This window comes from Rhodococcus sp. PAE-6 (assembly GCF_025290685.1).
In the GTDB taxonomy this organism is placed as follows: domain Bacteria; phylum Actinomycetota; class Actinomycetes; order Mycobacteriales; family Mycobacteriaceae; genus Rhodococcus; species Rhodococcus pyridinivorans.
Genome location: NZ_JAOCLZ010000001.1, coordinates 277457 through 293742, shown reverse-complemented (window position 1 = coordinate 293742; position 16286 = coordinate 277457). Strand labels below are relative to the sequence as shown.

Annotated in this window: 16 protein-coding genes; 6 read left to right on the top strand and 10 right to left on the bottom strand. The window is 68.6% G+C overall.

Going from position 1 to position 16286, the window contains the following annotated elements:
• Nucleotides 1-26: 26 nt before the first annotated feature.
• From NVV99_RS01345 to NVV99_RS01330, 4 genes are all read left to right on the top strand, one after another.
• The gene (locus NVV99_RS01345; RefSeq protein ID WP_024100914.1) at nt 27-692 is read left to right on the top strand and encodes a class I SAM-dependent methyltransferase; all 666 of its coding nucleotides are present in this window, start codon (nt 27-29) and stop codon (nt 690-692) included.
• 100 nt (nt 693-792) lie between these two features.
• On the top strand, nt 793-1842 hold the full coding sequence (gene rsgA / locus NVV99_RS01340; RefSeq protein WP_024100915.1) for a ribosome small subunit-dependent GTPase A: 1050 nt from the start codon (nt 793-795) through the stop codon (nt 1840-1842).
• A gap of 726 nt (nt 1843-2568) precedes the next feature.
• Nucleotides 2569-3375 (top strand): glycoside hydrolase family 19 protein, encoded by an 807-nt coding sequence (locus tag NVV99_RS01335; protein ID WP_231911940.1) that lies wholly within the window; start codon nt 2569-2571, stop codon nt 3373-3375.
• A gap of 58 nt (nt 3376-3433) precedes the next feature.
• Nucleotides 3434-3985, top strand: a complete 552-nt coding sequence (locus tag NVV99_RS01330) for a dihydrofolate reductase family protein (RefSeq protein WP_006552034.1) — start codon at nt 3434-3436, stop codon at nt 3983-3985.
• 15 nt (nt 3986-4000) lie between these two features.
• Here the strand turns inward: NVV99_RS01330 and NVV99_RS01325 are convergent, their stop codons facing one another.
• Nucleotides 4001-4849 carry an alpha/beta fold hydrolase gene (locus NVV99_RS01325; RefSeq protein WP_024100917.1) on the bottom strand — a complete coding sequence of 283 codons (849 nt, stop codon included), beginning with the start codon at nt 4847-4849 and terminating at the stop codon, nt 4001-4003.
• Between the two features lie 12 nt (nt 4850-4861).
• Nucleotides 4862-5566: a DUF899 family protein gene (locus tag NVV99_RS01320; RefSeq protein ID WP_024100918.1), complete on the bottom strand. Its 705-nt coding sequence runs from the start codon at nt 5564-5566 to the stop codon at nt 4862-4864.
• A 138-nt stretch (nt 5567-5704) separates the two neighbouring features.
• On the opposite strand from NVV99_RS01320, the gene NVV99_RS01315 reads away from it, so the two are divergent.
• Nucleotides 5705-7477: a dynamin family protein gene (locus NVV99_RS01315; protein WP_231911941.1), complete on the top strand. Its 1773-nt coding sequence runs from the start codon at nt 5705-5707 to the stop codon at nt 7475-7477.
• Entirely contained in the window at nt 7474-8916 is a 1443-nt protein-coding gene (locus NVV99_RS01310; protein WP_041803343.1) for a GTPase, read from the top strand. The genes NVV99_RS01315 and NVV99_RS01310 overlap by 4 nt, the downstream gene beginning before the upstream one ends.
• A gap of 13 nt (nt 8917-8929) precedes the next feature.
• On the opposite strand, the gene NVV99_RS01305 is transcribed toward NVV99_RS01310, so the two are convergent.
• The 8 genes from NVV99_RS01305 to NVV99_RS01270 all read right to left on the bottom strand — a co-directional run bounded on the left by NVV99_RS01305 (nt 8930) and on the right by NVV99_RS01270 (nt 16285).
• Complete coding sequence (locus tag NVV99_RS01305) at nt 8930-9292, bottom strand: hypothetical protein (protein WP_024100921.1); 363 nt, start codon at nt 9290-9292, stop codon at nt 8930-8932.
• An 89-nt stretch (nt 9293-9381) separates the two neighbouring features.
• Nucleotides 9382-9927, bottom strand: coding sequence for an RNA polymerase sigma factor (locus NVV99_RS01300; RefSeq protein ID WP_024100922.1), 546 nt, complete (start codon nt 9925-9927; stop codon nt 9382-9384).
• Between the two features lie 105 nt (nt 9928-10032).
• The gene (locus NVV99_RS01295) at nt 10033-11325 is read right to left on the bottom strand and encodes a hypothetical protein (protein ID WP_024100923.1); all 1293 of its coding nucleotides are present in this window, start codon (nt 11323-11325) and stop codon (nt 10033-10035) included.
• A 43-nt stretch (nt 11326-11368) separates the two neighbouring features.
• The gene (locus tag NVV99_RS01290) at nt 11369-13195 is read right to left on the bottom strand and encodes an Hsp70 family protein (protein ID WP_041803690.1); all 1827 of its coding nucleotides are present in this window, start codon (nt 13193-13195) and stop codon (nt 11369-11371) included.
• Between the two features lie 103 nt (nt 13196-13298).
• Nucleotides 13299-13604 carry a nucleotide exchange factor GrpE gene (gene grpE, locus NVV99_RS01285; RefSeq protein WP_242411720.1) on the bottom strand — a complete coding sequence of 102 codons (306 nt, stop codon included), beginning with the start codon at nt 13602-13604 and terminating at the stop codon, nt 13299-13301.
• Between the two features lie 52 nt (nt 13605-13656).
• Entirely contained in the window at nt 13657-14412 is a 756-nt protein-coding gene (locus tag NVV99_RS01280) for a VCBS repeat-containing protein (protein WP_024100926.1), read from the bottom strand.
• A 219-nt stretch (nt 14413-14631) separates the two neighbouring features.
• Nucleotides 14632-15567: an energy-coupling factor ABC transporter permease gene (locus NVV99_RS01275; RefSeq protein ID WP_024100927.1), complete on the bottom strand. Its 936-nt coding sequence runs from the start codon at nt 15565-15567 to the stop codon at nt 14632-14634.
• On the bottom strand, nt 15554-16285 hold the full coding sequence (locus NVV99_RS01270) for an urease accessory protein UreD (protein ID WP_024100928.1): 732 nt from the start codon (nt 16283-16285) through the stop codon (nt 15554-15556). Before NVV99_RS01270 ends, NVV99_RS01275 begins: the two co-directional genes overlap by 14 nt.
• Nucleotide 16286 lies beyond the last annotated feature (1 nt).

The following is a 16286-nucleotide window of genomic DNA, read 5'->3' as shown; positions in this document are numbered from 1 at the left end:
CCGGCGGCGGGCGTACCGTCGGATCCATGACCGAGGACGGCCAGGTTGCACCGTGGGACGACATCTACCGGGGCGTCGCCGAAGGGTTTTCGGGCCCCGTACCGTGGAACATCGGCGAACCCCAGCCCGAGATCGCCCGATTGATCGACGAGGGCGGATTCCGCAGCGACGTGCTCGACGCGGGCTGCGGACATGCCGAGACCTCCCTCCATCTCGCGGCACAGGGGTACACGGTGGTCGGTCTCGACCTGTCGCCGACCGCCATCGAAGCCGCTCGGGCCGCGGCGACGGAGCGGGGCCTGACTACCGCGACCTTCCAGGTCGCCGATATCACGTCGTTCACGGGGTTCGACGGCCGGTTCGCGACGATCGTCGACAGCACCCTGTTCCATTCGCTGCCCGTGGACCGGCGCCGCGCCTACCTGAGCGCCGTCACCCGTGCCGCTGCTCCGAGCGCGTCCTTCTTCGTCCTCGCCTTCTCGAAGGACGCCTTTCCGGAAGAGGGTCAGGGACCGAATCCGGTGACGGACGACGAGTTGCGCGACGCGGTCGCCGAGTTCTGGACCGTCGACGACGTGCGGCCGGCATTCATCCACGCGTTTCTCGGCGACGAGGATGCTGCCGCGTGGCAGCGGGACGACAAGGGCCGCTCGATGCTCCCGGCCTGGTTGCTGTCGGCCCACCGCGGTTGAGGGTGCACGCGGAAATTCGATTGCATTGCCGGGGTGCGAAGTTCACCATCGGATCTGTCGGAGCGGACCACCCGCGCCTCGTCATGATCCAGGAGTCACCGTGCACCCCGATGTCTCACCCGGAACCGATCCGCTGGTCGAGTACGGCTGGTCCGAACAGATCGCGGAACGGTTCGCGGACAACGACATCCAGGGAACTCCCGGCCGGATCGTGCGGGTCGGTCGCGGTCACGGTGACGCCGTGACCTCCGCCGGTCCGCTGCGGGTGCGGACGGCAGGCCACCATGTCTGTACCGGCGACTGGGTGATCGTGCGCGAACCGCCCACCGAAGGCGACACGATCGGCACCGTCTGTGCGGTGCTGCGGCGTACCGGCGCGATCCGTCGTGCTGACGCGTCGGGTCGTTCGGAGGAGCAGGTTCTCGCCACCAACGTCGACACCGTCGTGGTCACGGTCGCGGCCGACACCCTCGATGTCGGTCGCATGGAACGTCTGCTGGCGCTGGCCTGGGACAGCGGCGCGCAACCGGTGGTCGCCCTGACGAAGGTCGACCTCGCGACCGAAGCGGTATTCGAGCAGGTCGCCGTGCTCACACCCGGAGCGAGCGTGGTCGAGGTCTGCGCACCGGACCGATCCGGATTGAGCGAACTGCGCACGCTGCTCCACGGCACCGTCGTGTTCGTCGGAGCGTCCGGCGCCGGGAAGTCGACACTGGTCAACGCGCTGTGCGGTCGCGACATCCAGGCGACGGCACCGGTTCGGCAGGCGGACGGCAAGGGCCGGCACACCACGACCGATCGGGAGATGTTCCCTCTGGGTGGGGGCGTGACCCTCATCGACACTCCGGGGTTACGGGGCGTCGGGATGTGGGACGCCGGTGCCGGCATCGCTTCCGCCTTTCCCGAGATCGACGAGCTTGTGCGGTACTGCCGCTTCGCGGACTGTGCGCATGAGACCGAACCGGGATGCGCGGTTCGTGCCGCCGTCGACCGCGGCGACCTCGATGCCCGGCGAGTGGAGAGTCATCGCAAACTGCGGCGTGAGAACGAATGGATCGCGGCGCGGTCCGATGCCCGATTGCGGCACGAGCGGACCCGGGAGATCAAGGTGATGAGCCGCGCGATCCGGGCGTACTACCGCGACCGCTGAGGGTTTTCGGCGCGGCATACAGGGCGGTCGGTACTCCTCCGCGTAGTTCGCGCGGTGAACCGGGGCTCGCTACTGCAACACGCCGCGTCGACCCCGTTTCGACGCGCTGATCATGGAAGACCCGACCGAATGGTCGGGGCCTTCGACCTGCGCGAACATACCGGTCGGTACTTCCTGCTCGCGTCCGTCGCATTGTGAACGCGGACGGTCTCGGCGGGCGTGCAGCTGCGCGTTATCGAGGTGTGTCGTCGGACACGAAATGATTACGACCCAGCTCGGGGGTGTACTTCTCCTGGGTCGAACCGAACCGGTCTGTTCTCGAGGGGGCGACCCATCGCGGCCTCGATTCGATCATCTGTGGGACAAACCTTCGGCGCGTGCCGTCGTGTCCTCGAAGGTATTGCTGCACAACTAATTCGATGAGATCGCAGCGATCCTCGGTGGACGAGGGACGGGATCGGCCGGGTGCTGTGGCGACGGGTTCTCGCTGGGCCGGCCGAATGCGGGCGCCGCAATGATCGACTTTCGAGTATGGCGCGCATGACTTTCTCGGGTTCAGATGGCGTCGGCCACGATCGCTTGAAAACCTCTCGACCTGCGACGTTACCTGGTTGTGACCTGATGGTCGCGTGTTGGCCCTCCGTGCGGTGGTAACGATCCCGCCGGTGATGCCCGCGACCCCGTTCGAAGGCCGAACCAGCTTCGGCGAATCTTGGAGCACGACCCTTGTCCGTTTCATCATTGCGCCGTTTCCGTGCCGCGGTCGCCGCGGCGGCCGTCCTCACCGCCGCGCTCGGCGTCGGTACCTCCGCCGCCCATGCCGACACCGCACCCACCGCCCCCACCCAGACCCGTTTCCAGGAGCCCCGCGACCTGCTCCGGGCGCTCGACTTCGACGCCCTGGCCGCCGACGGCTGGACCGTGACGGACGACGAGGAGGCCGACTCCGCAGAGGCGACCGAGGTGGTCGAACTCGTCGCCGAGACGACTCCTGCGCCGCTCCCCGCCGTCACACCCGAGGAACTGACCCGCATCGTGCCGGGCATCCCGGCGGAGAAGGTCGAGCAGTTCATCGCGCCGCTGAACGATGCGATGGCGCGCAGCGGCATCGACAACCCGGTCCGTCAGGCGGCGTTCATCGCCCAGCTGGCCGTCGAATCGGACTCCTTCCGCACCTTCGAGGAGTACGCGTCCGGTCGCGCATACGAGGGTCGCGCCGATCTCGGAAACACCCATCCCGGCGACGGTGAGCGCTACAAGGGTCGCGGCGCGATCCAGATCACGGGCCGCCACAACTATGAGAAGGTCAGCGAGCACATCGGCGTCGACTTCGTCGCGCACCCCGAGCTGCTCGCCGCGCCGGAGAACGCCTTCACCACCGCCGCCTGGTACTGGACGTCGCGCAACCTCAACGAGATCGCGGACACCGCAGGGATCGTCCGTGTGTCCGAGCTGGTCAACGGCGGTCACCATGCCCTCGGTCGCCGCATCGACGAGTTCGAGCGTGGTCTGGACGTGCTGCTCCAGCCTTAAGCCCGACACGGTCGCACCGGGCCGATGAGTTCGGGGTGCGCCGGCGGTCTATCGGAGCATGAGAACACTGATCTACGACTTCGGCGTGTCCCTCGACGGTTACATCAACGACCGCGACGGCAATATCGACTGGACCGACCCCGACGACGAACTGCACCAGTTCCACAACGACCGGTTCCGCCGGCTCGAGCTCTCGTTGCACGGCCGGCGGATGTACGAGCTGATGGCCGAGTACTGGCCGCACCTGCCCGAGGACGCCTCGCCCATCGAACGCGACTTCGCCGAGTTGTGGACGACCACGCCCAAGGTCGTCTTCTCCCGCACCCTCACCGAGGTCCACTGGAACAGTCGCCTCGTCAGCGACGACGCGGTGGAGGAGGTGCGCAGGCTCAAGGCCGAGGGAGACGGCGTCATGGAGGTCGGTGGGGCGAACCTCGCCGCGTCGCTGATCCCACACGGTCTCATCGACGAGTACCAGGTGTTCGTCTCACCCGTCCTGCTCGGTGGTGGCACACCGATGTTCCCGCCCCTGGAGAAGCGCGTGGATCTGCGCCTGGTCGAGACCCGACAGTTCACCACCGCCGTGATGCTGCGCTACCTCGCCGACTGAGGGCTGCAGGCCAGATCAGAAGAGCTCCGGCGTCACCGGCGGGACGTCGTCGAGGAACGCCGTCACCATCGGCGCCAGCACGTCCGCCTCTCCGGAGATTCCCAGGTGTGACATCGCGGGCAGGATCATCAGGCGTGCCCGGGGGATCTTCTGCAGCATCCCCGTCGTCGCTGCTTCCTCGTCGCCACCGCCGAGCAACCGGAACATCGTTACCGCATGTTCCGGTTTCACGCCGTCCGCGTCGCCGACGATCACCATCGTGTTCGCAGTGATCGACCGCATCTGTTCGTCCGTGATCTGCTGGTCCTCGATGTTGAGGACCTTCATCTTGTCGACGTAGGCGGCGAACGCCGCGGGATCGGGCGTGTGCTCCGTGAACGACTTCTCGACCGAGGAACCGGCGAACACCTCGGCATCGAGATGTCCGACGCCCTCGAGCACCGACGCGTACCAACCGTCCTGCCGGTAGGTGGCCGACAACGTGACGAGCTTTCCGACGAGGTCCGGATGGCGGAGCGCCACCTGCAACGCCACCCCGCCGCCCTGCGAATAACCCATCACGTCCGCACGCTCGACGTTCAGAGCCCGCAGCAACTCCGCCGCATCGTCGCCGAACTGCTCGTACGACATCGGACGATCGGTGTCCCGGGTGCGACCGTGCCCCTGCTGATCGAAGACGATCACCGGGCGCCGTTCGGCGAAGGCGGTCACCCAGGACGGCATCGATTCGGTGCTCATGAACGCGCCGGGAATCAGCAGCAAGGGCAGCGGAGCGGACCCGCCGAGTTCGCCGTGCACCTCGAAGTACAGACTCAGGCCGTTGATGGCCAGATGCCCGCTGCGCGAGGGTGTCGAGTCCGCCATGTCACCCGGCCCTCACTGCGCGCCGGTGCCGGGACCGTAGAGCCGCGCCACGTCGGGGGAGTCGAGCCACCCCGAATAGGTCGGCGACTGCGGCCAGCCCTCGGGCGAGTCCTGCCATTCCTCCTGACGGCCCCACGGAAGAAGGTCGATCAGCGCGAAGGTGTAGCTGAGCTGTTCGGTGCCCCGGCCCGTGGTGTGCCAGGTGCGGTAGACCTTGTCGCCGTCGCGCAGGAACACGTTGACCGCGAACCCTCCACCGGGAGGTGCGTCGACGTCGGCGCCGAACGAACTCTCCGACGACGAGTACCACTCCATCGTGTTGCCCACCTTCGCCTTGTAGGCGAGGGCTTCGTCGATCGGCCCGTTGGTGACGATGACCATGCGGGCGTCGTAGTTGTCGAGGATGCCGAGTCGGGTCCACTGCGTCGTGAGACTCGTGCATCCACCGCACTGCCATTCGGCACCGTCGGACCACATGTGGTGATAGGTGATGAGCTGCGAGCGGCCCTGGAACACATCGACGAGCCGGATCGGACCGTCGGCGCCGATCAGCGTGTAGTCGGGTAGTTCGATCATCGGCAGCCGGCGGCGCTGCGCTGCGATGGCGTCGAGTTCGCGAGTGGCGGCCTTCTCCCGTCGCCGTAGGTCGTCGAGCGCCGACCGCCATGTCTGCTCGTCGACGATCGGAGGAAGGGCGCGGGTGGTCTGCTGGGTCATGACGTCTCCCGGAGTCGGACGGATCCGTTCACGAATGTTGACCGGGGCAGGAGCCGGAAATCATCGTGGGCGCGGCCACGAGTCCGAACGCCGGAGTGGAGCACGCCCCCCGTACCGGCCGGTATGTAGTGTCGTCGCGTGTCTCCTGATCCGTCTGTGGCCGACCTGATCGCCGGCGCGTGCAAGGTGCTGCGCGCCTACAAGCACGACGAGGTCGCCGACCGCGCCGAACGCAAACTCGCCGACACCGGCCGGCCGGCGTCGATCGTGGTGGTGGGGGAGATCAAGCGCGGCAAGAGTCTGCTGGTCAGCGCTCTCATCGGCCGCGACGGCGCCGCTCTCGACGACGTCGAGCACTCGACCGCCGTCGCAACCCGTTTCGTCACCGCCACCGACGATTTCCCGGAGGGCACCGCCGAATTGGTGTTCCCCGACGGGCGCCGGCGCATCGACCACGCCGAGCTGGGGGAGTGGATCACCACCGGCGGCCGCTACGTCCAGGACCCGACCGTCGAGGCGCTGCCGGTCGCGGCGGTCGTGCCGATCGCCTCGGACAAGCTCACGAACGCGTCGGTCGTCGACACTCCCGGCATCGGCGGCCTCGACCCCCGGCACGCCGCGATGGCCGCTCACTCCGCCGATCGGGCCGCCGTGCTCGTGCTGGTGTGCGACGCGTCGACCCCTCTGACCGAACCGGAGATGCGGTTCCTGCGCGAGAGCGCCACCGGGGTGGAGAACGTGCTGGTGGTGGTCACCAAGACCGACAAGAACCTCACCCGCTGGGAACAGATCGTCGCGGAGAACCGCCGCGCCGTCGCGGAACACGTCGGCCGCGACATCCCCGTCGTCGCCGTCTCGAGCGTGCGTGCCCTGGCCGCGACCGCCCTACCACGCTCCCCGGTGCGCGAGCGCAGCCTCGCCTGCTCCGGGCTCCCCGGACTGTGGGGGATGCTCGACGAGCGGGTCGCCGCCGCACGGCACCGTCCCGAAGCCGACGCGCTGCGCGTCGCCCTCGACGGGTTGCGCCGCATCGAAACCGGAATCAGCGACGAACTCTCCGTCGTCCGCGACGGCGAATCCGCGATCCCGGACCTGACCGCCGAGATGGAACGGCTCGAGGGCCTCAAGGACGAGGCGCAGCAATGGGAACAGCACCTGCAGCGCGACCTCACTCTCGCGCGGCAACGGGCGATCACCCGTCTCGACGAGGAGCTCGCCCGCGTGCGCGAGGACTGGACGACGCGCATCAACAAGTCGTCGATGCAGGTGCTGCGGCGCTCCCCGCAGGTGTTCACCGCCCAGATCCAGGCCGACCTGCTCGACGCGATGGCCACCACCGCGCAGGTGTTCCTCGACGACCTCGAGAAGATCGTCACCGACCTGTTCGACGACCCGCAGCAGTGGGAGCACATCCGCGAGATCACCCTCGAGGCGCTGCAGACCGATCCATTGGTGACCGGGGAGGTGGGCTCGAAACGCCAAGGGCTGCTGGATCCGAGCGTGCTGACGATGGGCATGATCGGCACCACCATGCTCGGCGCGGTGATCGGGGCCGGTGCCATCGCCGGCGTCGCCTGGGTGGCGATCAATCTCGGGTTCAAGGCGATGCGCACCGGCAAGACGAACCTGCTGACCTGGCTGCGCGAGACCCTCGCGACCGTGCGGACCGTCACCACCCGCATGCTCGAGGCCGCGATGGCCACCACCCGCCCGGAGATCGTGCTGCGTCGCCGCAAACACCTCCAGGACCGGATCACCGAGTTGCAGAAGCGTATCGACGAGGCCAAGCGCGCCGCGCAGGCGGACGCCGCGACCCGCACCGCGAACATCGAACGACTGGAGAAGAACCTGCGCATCACCCGCGCCCGCATCACCCCGATCGATACGGCTCTGAGGGGAGGTGCCACATGAGCGCCCCGCACATCCCACCGCAGACCGGGGCACCCGATCCGGTGCACCAGCGCATCGACGCGGCCCTGCACCAACTTGCCGCGCTCGGCGGTGATCTCGTCGCACACGCCAACCGTATCGGCGCGATCCTGTGGTCACCGCCGCGCATCGTCGTCGTCGGGCGGCTCAAGGCCGGCAAATCCACCCTGGTGAACGCGCTGATCGGCGCGCCGGTCGCCGAGACCGCGGCGCTCGAGGCCACCAATGTCGTCACCGTCTACGAGAACGGTGCGCCCTCCCGCGCCGACGTGGTGTCCACCGATGGCACCCGCCGACCCGTGCCGCTGGCACTCGGCACCACCGTCGACCTCGACGTCCCGCCGGAGCAGGTCGCGTACGTGCACCGCTACCTGCCCTCCCATGCGCTGAGCACGATCACCCTCGTCGACACCCCCGGCCTGGCGACGCTGACCGTCACCAATGCCGCCGCCACCGAGCGCGCATTGATCGACGGGTTCGAGCAGACCCGCTCGGCGTCCGTCGACGCCGACGCGGCGGTGTTCCTGTTCGACTCGATGCCGCGCACCGACGAGGTCGAATTCCTGCAGCGCCTCGGCTTCACTCCGCTGAACACACTCGGAGTGCTCTCGCGCGCAGACGGTTTCGGCCGCGGGGTGCTCGGCAACCGCGATCCGCTCGGACACGCCGCCGAACATGCGAACGTGCTCGCGCGGCGGTTGGCGGGACAGGTCGGCACGGTGGTGCCGGTCGCCGGGTTGCTCGCGCAGACCTCCCACACCGGTGCGTTCACCGACGCCGACGCCCGCGCGCTCGCGGCGCTCGACCCACTGGCCCCGTTGGAGCTGTTCGATCTGCTCGACGCCGATCCGGCCGCGCTGCCGGTGCCACGCGACCAGGTGTGGCGACTGCTGGAGCTGATCGGGGAGTACGGGCTCGTGCACGCCCGCGCGCAGGCAACGGGTGGGGCGCACCAGGTCAACCAGTGGTTGTCCGGGGTGTCCGGCGTCCATCCGCTGCGAGCGGTGCTCGAACAGTCGTTGCGTCGCTTCGCGGTGCTGCACCGCGCCGGCCGGATCCTCGCCGAACTCGACGCCCTCGTCTATTCGCATCCGGCGCGCGACGCCATCCGGCAGATCGTCTCGGCGCTGCGCACTGACCCGGCGCTGGTGCCGGTGGAGTTGTTGCGGGCGTTGCGATCTCTGCTGCAGGCCGACCCGAGCGCCCCGGCGGTCGACGAACTGGTCCAGGTGCTGCGCGGCGGCACGATCGCCGAGGCGTTGGGGCTGGAGCCGACGGCGTCACCCGAGCAGATCCGAGCGATGGCGCAACAGAAGCTTGTCGCGGTGCAGGCGCAGAGCGTGTCGACGCGGTCGGCGGCGGAGGACACGGCGCTGACAGCGCTTACGCACGCCTATACGGTGATCGTCCGCGGACACTGACCCGGTCGGCGGGTTACGCGCCGAGATCGGGCTCGTCGACGTTGTCGGTGAAGCCGAACGAGGCTGCCTCGTCGTCGGATGAAGCCTCGCCGTTGTCGTCGTCGACAAGGCCGGGGTCGATTCCACCAGCGCTGTCGAGGTCGGCATCGGGGTCGAGGGCAGGATCGAGGTCGACAGAGTCGACGGTGACCGTCTCCGGAACGATCTCGTCGTCGTCCGGGACCAACGAGATATCGACCGCGGCAGTGCCGGGGTCGGTGGCGATGTCGAGCGCGCGCTCCCAGACCTGATCGGGCAGTTCCGGTAGGTCGGCGAGCACATCGATACCGAGCAGCTCCCCCAGTGAGGGCAGCGGATCGGTCTCATCGCTTGTCATGGGCTCTTCCTTCTTCCCCCGTTGTCCGTCGTCGTCAGGTTGGAGTCGTGTGGGCCCCGGAATGTTCCTGCCTCGTCCCAATCTACCGGTCAGGGATCGAGACCGGCGGGATCGAGGCGGGTGGGATCGAGCAGTTCGACGAGTTGTGCTCGCCCCCGGTTGATGCGGGTCTTGACCGTCGCGACCGGCACGTTCTGATGCTCGGCGATCTCGGCGTAACTCATCTGGGCGTATTCGCGGAGCACCACCGCGACCCGGAACTGTTCCGGGAGTTGAGCGAGGGCGTGACGCACCGCGTCGGTGTCGACGACGCGATCGGCCGGTCCCGGCACCGTGGAGGCCCGACCGAGGTCGATCTCGTCGTCGGGGATCTCGCGGCGCTTGCGTACGATCGCCAGCGCGGCGTTGCTCGCGATGCGATAGAGCCAGGAGCCGAACCGGGAGGTGCCCCGGAACTTGTCGAGGTTCTGCCAGGCGGCGATCAGGGCGTCCTGCAGGGCGTCCTCGGCGTCGTGGCGGTTACCGGTGATCTGCACACATACCGCCCACACCTGGGTGCGCGACGGTTCCACCAGTGCGGCGAACGCGGCCCGGTCGCCGGACCGGCACCGCTCGATCAACTCGGTCTCGTTCATGGCACCCCCATCTGTACGCGGAGTAACCTACCCGGCCGCGTCGCGCAGCGGTCCGGTGACCGTCATCGGTGGCGCGCACCGACGGTCACCGGACCGCGAGGGAGGTCAGTTCTCGCCCAGGCCCATCTCCTCGGCGCGGACGAACTTGACGTACTGCGTCGCGACGCGCTGCGGCACGGTGCGCAGGGTGTCGGAATCGGGGTTCTCGTTGCCGATCGAGCGGAAGCCGGACAGTTCGGCCATGTAGCGGCCGTAGGTCATCAGGCACGCGGCGGCTCGGCCTTCGGCGACGTCGCCCGACCAACAGGTGGTGTTCGGGAGGCTTTGCGTCAGCGAGGGATCCTCGACGAGGTCCGGATAGGTCTCCGCCGTGTGTTCAGCGAACGCGTCCTTCAGGACCTCGGCCTCGTCCGGGCCGGCGGTGCGATAGACGACGCTGTTGACCTTCGCGACACGGTCGGTGCCGGTCTGTTCGAACACCACCTCGGTGTCGGCCGGAGCGGAGTCGTAGTGCAACCAGCCGTCGGGTCCGTAGACCGCCATGTCGGAGTTACGCGAGTACTCGCTGTCGACGAATCCCACGGCCCGAGCCATCACCTTGTCCAGATCGATGGGCAGCGAGGCGATCTCGTCGGTGGGGGTGGCCGGGAACCGGTCGAGCAGTTCGATCTGCTGCTGCACGCCGCGCGTCGCGGTATCGGTGATCCACTCGATCCCATCGCTGTCGTCGCCGCTGTAGGTGTAGACGACGAACATGCCGCGTGTGGTGAGCGTGCTCAGGGAGGTGGTGGCCAGTTCCGGCCAGGAGTAGGTGGTGGCCAGTGTGTCGGGCAGTGCCGGCAGCGATATCGGGGTTTCCGGACCGGTGGCGAACGGACCGTCCGCGGGTGCGAGCTTGTACTCGTACAGGGCCTGCGCGGCGCCGGCGGCGTCCTCGGGGGTGGGGAATCGCCAGACACTGACACCGAACTCGCGGCTGTCGTCGTCGGTGCTCCGGAAGCTGGTGAAGGCATTGATGATCGAGAATTCTTTCAGGATCTCGTTCTCGCTGCCGGAGAAGATGTTGCCCGTGCCGCCGAGGAACACCCCGTTGGTCGATCCGCCGACGGTGAGGGCCGGGTCGATTGTGTGCGGGTGGATGACGAACTCGGCGAGTCGCTGGCCTTCCACCGCAGGACCGAAGTCCTCGGCCGCCATGCCCAGCGCGACGAAATCGCGCGGCTGGGTGTTGTAGTCGCCGGTATCGAGCGAGTCGAGATCGACACCGGCAGAGGTCTGTTCGGTCGTGGTGGTCTCGTCGACGACGGTGGCGTCGCTGTCGGACGCGCAACCGGCCACGGTGACGACGGTGACGGCCGCCAGGGCCAGGGCGAGACGGCCTGTTCGAGGGATGTGCATGAGAAGAGGACTCCTGAAGAGGAAGGTATGGGAGAAAGGCAGGTCAGGCGTTCCAACCGAGTTCGGCGAGCAGTGCTTCGCCGCGCTCCGTCGTCGTCGAGAACTGCGCGACGAGGCCGGTGGACTTGTCGATGACGGTGAAGTACGAGTTGCCGCCCGGCGGGTGGTCGTAGTCGGCGATGCGCGTGCCGTCCGCCGAGACGATCCTGGTGTTGTCGTTCTTGGCGTCGCGGAGCCGGATGAAGTTCGAGCGTGCGTACTGATCGTCCCGGTACGCCGACACGGATTCGTAGTCGGTGGGCTCCATGCCCAGCGCCTTCCCGAGGTTGGAATTGGGGCTGATCTGGCACCGGACCTGCATGGCACCTTCCGAGGAGAAGCCGGACTTCTCGCACGAACTCGACCCGGTGAGCAACTTGGTCGGCAGCAGTTCCACCACCTCGTCGGTGCTTTCGCTGCGATAGACCGAATCCGACGTCGCCGGAGGCGGTGCGCCGGTGTCCGACCTGTCCTCGGCCACAGCGGGGGCGGCCGCGGCGCCGGCCGACGCTCCGTCGTCCGCGTCCCCACGGGTCAGGCCGAAGACCGCCCCGGCGGCGACGAGCACCGCCAGCACGGCGCCTCCGGCGATGAGCAGGGGCCGAGACGGTCGTGACCGCTCCACGTCGCGCGCCGGTGCCGGGTTCGGTTGTGCCGCCGGGGTACCCGGGCGCGGAACACCGGCTCGCGGTGCTGCGGGGCTGGGAGCATCCGGTCGCAGCACCTCGGTGTCGAGGTCCGCGGCGGGTTCGGTGGTGCGTCCGCCGGCGACGAACCCGGCCGCGCCCTTGGCCACGACGGTCTTCGGGTCGTCGAGGGTGGCGATGGGTCCGAGTTCGGACAGCCGCCGATGCACGTACGGGATCCGTGAGGAGCCGCCGGTCAGATACAGCGCCTGCAGACTCGACCGGTCCACCCCGGCATCGCGCAGCACCTGGGCGGCGAGCTGCACGCCACGGGTGATCTGCGGTTCGATGAGCTGCTCGAACTCGTCGCGGGTGATGGTGAAGGTCAGATCCGCGCCGTTGCCGGTGACCCGGATCGTCGCCGAGGGATGTTCGGATAGCAGTTCCTTGGCGCGGCGGATCTGATCGTCGAGGGTGCGTCGGGCATCGAGCCCGTCCGGGGTGCGCAACCACGCCGCGAGATCCGGATCGTCGTCGCGCAGGCGTTCGTCGACCCAGCGGGCGACGGTGGCGTCGAGGTTCTTGCCGCCGAGGGTGTTGTCGCCGCCGGCCCGGACGACCTCGAAGGTCCATTCGCTCGTCGCGGTGAGTACGGCGATGTCGAGGGTGCCGCCGCCGAAGTCGAACACCGCGATCGTCGAGCCCTTGACGATCTTCGCATCGTGCTGACGTGAATAGTAGAACGCGGCGGCGCGGGGTTCGGAGATCAGCGAGACGCTGCCGCCGAGACCGGCCAGGGACGCGGCGTGCCGCAGCACGTCGAGTTCGCGCTGGGACCAGGCCTCGGGGTGGGTGAGCACGACCTCCGCCGGAGGGTGGTTGTTGTGCCGGGGGAGCGCCTGGTTGTAGACGGTGCGCAGGACCGAGGCGATGGTGTGGGCGACGGGGACGTCCTGGCCGCGGACCATCACCGACCCGACGGCCACGTGGGTCTTGGGGTAGGCGACGAAGCCGGCCGGATCCACGGTGGCCTGGTTGATGGCCACGTCGCCGGTGGTGATCGCCCCGGTGTGGTCGACGTACACCGAGGACGGCATGAGGTTGGAGGTGTGGGTCAGCGGCAGTGATTCGACCCGGTCCGGGCCGATCCGGTGTGCCGCCGACGTGTTGGACGTGCCGAAATCGACCGCCAGAACCCAGCTCATCTCGATCGTGCCTCTCGAATGCGAACCCACAAAACCTGCATGGACGGTGCGATGACCGTCGCGGACTCTATAGCGGCGAACGGTCGTCGCCCGGTGGCGGGTGTCACGACGCCCCCGGAGTGGGGCACTGCGCCGGCGGAACCTGCACCCGCACCTCGACATAGCGCAGGATCTGCCCCTCGTGACACCAGCCGGGCCGGATCATCGCGACGACCAGGTTCTCCTCCGCCGGTGCCGCTGCCGGCGTCACCGCCACTGCACGGTGACGGCTCGGATCGAACCGTGTCCCGGGCGCGACGGCCAGACGTTCGACTCCCAGATCGGCGAGTCGTGCGGTCGCGGCGGCGCGCTCGGGCCCGTCCGCCGCGACGTCCGCCGCCGCGATCAGTTCGTCGATCCGCTCACGCATCTGCGGTGACATCACCTGCTTGCCCTTCGTCTCGGACCGGTCGGAGTGGGCCTCAGACCAGATCGGAACCGGCGTCGGTCGACTCGGAACCGTTGTCGAAGGCCGAGACGTCGACGTAGTCGTCGGCGATGCCGTCGCCGTCGTAGTCCACCGCTCCGGAGTGCAGGTCCACCACCACATCGACCTCGCCGTCACCGTCCTCGTCGAAGACGGCCAGATCGAGCCGGCCGTCACCGTCGAGATCACCGGCGGCGGCGTCGATGTAGCCGTCGCCGTCGCGGTCGAACTCGATCAGGTCGGCGTTGCCATCGCCGTCGGAGTCGCTGATCTGCGCGTCGGTCCGGCCGTCGCCGTCGTAGTCCACCAGCGACAGATCGACCTGACCGTCGCCGTCCATGTCGACGTCGGCAACGCGGGTGCCGTCACCAAGGGTGTACTCGTCGAGCACGACCGGCTCGGTGGAGGCGGATCCGGAGGTCACGGTCGAGGTGGACTCGGCGTTCTCCGCGGCGGCGCGATCGGAAGCCGAGGAGGCCGATCCGGCGGAGCTCGACGCACCCGAATTGCTCGCCGAGCCGTAGGACGAGTCCGAGCTCGAGGAGCCGGAGCTGTCGTACCGCTCGTAACGCTCGTAGGACTCGTAGCTCGTCGATCCCGACTGGTCGGCCGAGGACGAACCGTAGGAGGAGTTGCCGTCGTAGGAGGACTGCGAGCCGTACGACGAGTCCGCGCGGTCGCTTGCGGTGGACTGCGATGCGGCACGGTCGGCGTTCGAGGAGCTGCTGCCGGGGAAGGAGTTGGTAGCCATGGTCGGTGCCTCTTTCGGTGTCTCGGTGACTGACACAGGTAAGAGGGACCGGGAGGCGGAAAGGTTCCCACCGAATCGAAAAATCTCCGAGATTCCTGATCGGCGGTGGAAACGCCAGGTCACGGCGCTGCAGACGATCAACGGACGTGGCGGTCGTGGAACGCCGAACGGTGCGGCCGCATCAGCGACCGCACCGCTCGAAGGGTTCCGAGAGGACCGTTACGCGCTCTGACGGACCGGCGTGCGGCGGCCCATCGTGGCGAGGGCGGCGCCGATCACCGCGGTGGTGGCGAGACCGGCCAGTGCCGCGAGGAATTCGGTGCCGCTGAGCGTGCCGTAGTCGGCGAGGCCGGGAAGGCCGGCGAAGGCGGCGTCACCGACCGGCAGCGAATAGGCACCGACGATGTGCTCGAGACCGTCCGGGCTGCCGGACGCAACCAGAGCCAGCGCACAGGCGCTGACCACGCCCAGGCCGCCGATCGCGGCGAGACCCCGTCGAACGACAACAGGAGTGACGGAGGACCGTGCGTCCCACGCGGCGACGCCGGGCGCGAACGCCATCACGGCGCTCAGCACGGCAGCCGTGATGAGGGCTTCACCGAGACCGATGGCCAGGTGGACCGCGATCAGATCGCCGATCAATGCTGCTGCGGCGCCGGTTCCGGTGGTCGCCGAGTACGCGACTCCGAGAACCGCGGCGCTCACCGGCACGGACAGACCGGCGCTGACAATCGCGGTGGTCCGCGTGAGCTTCCCGAGGCCGAGTCGCTCGGCGCCCGTGCGGACACCGGCGGTGACGAGGACGGGCAGCACCGCCATCAGCAGCACGTTCACCCCGAGGGCGTTGATCCCGCCGTCCCCGAACAGCAATGCCTGCACACCGACGACCGCGGTCATCGCGAGAAGCGCGAGCCGGGGCCCGAGGAGCGCGGTCGCGAGAGCGCCGCCGATGAGATGGCCGCTGATGCCGCCGGCAATGGGGTAGTTGACCATCTGAGCGCCGAAGATCATCCCTGCGGTCGTTCCGGCGAGAAGGGTGTCCCGGATCGTGATGCGCGGCCGCCCGGCGGTGGCGGCGAGGACGACCGCACCGGTGGCGATCGCCGCGGCGGGCGCGGTGGCGCTCATGGGGAGGAAATGGTCAGGGACGTGCATGGGTGAGACTCCCTTCGAGGGTGGACGGGTGAACGTGTGTGGAGCGCCAGGAGCGCCAGGTCGACTCGAGCGGCGAGGAGTGGGCGTCGGCGCCGAGGAACCGCAGCAGGCTGCCGGGCCCTTCGAGCTGGACGACACCGTCGCCCTCGATGCGTCGTCCGTAGGTCGCGATGACGTCGTGCACCCGCGCGGAACCGAGGATCCCGGGTTCGGGGAACGCTCCGTGGGCGTACAACTCCTCGACGAAGAGGGGACGACGATCGAGAGTGACCGAGGTACGGCTGCGGATCGCACCTCCGGTTTCTCCGTGGCGTCCGAGGACGAGGGTCTCCCGCATGCTCGCGGCGGCGTCGGAGGCGAGTTCGATCCGGGTGTCGCGGTACACGCGGGCACCGGTGGCGATCACGAACGGGTAGGTGTCCCAGACAAGGGTGCCGCCCTCGGCGACGGTGATCCGCACGTCCCACCGGGACAGCCGGTTGTCGGCGTCGTAGGCGACGGTGCCACCGATGTCCTGCAGTTCGAGCGTGCACCCGGCGTCGACGTGGACGTCGACGGTCACCGAGTCACCACCGAGCAACAACGCGCCGGCGGCGACGAGAGCGACACGCGCATGGTCCGGACCGACCTCGACCGTGCGGGGGACGAGAATGCCCGCCCGCAGGGCCAGGCGTGCCCGGCCCGGCGCGCGGTGGATTCGGATCATGGTGCGGGACATG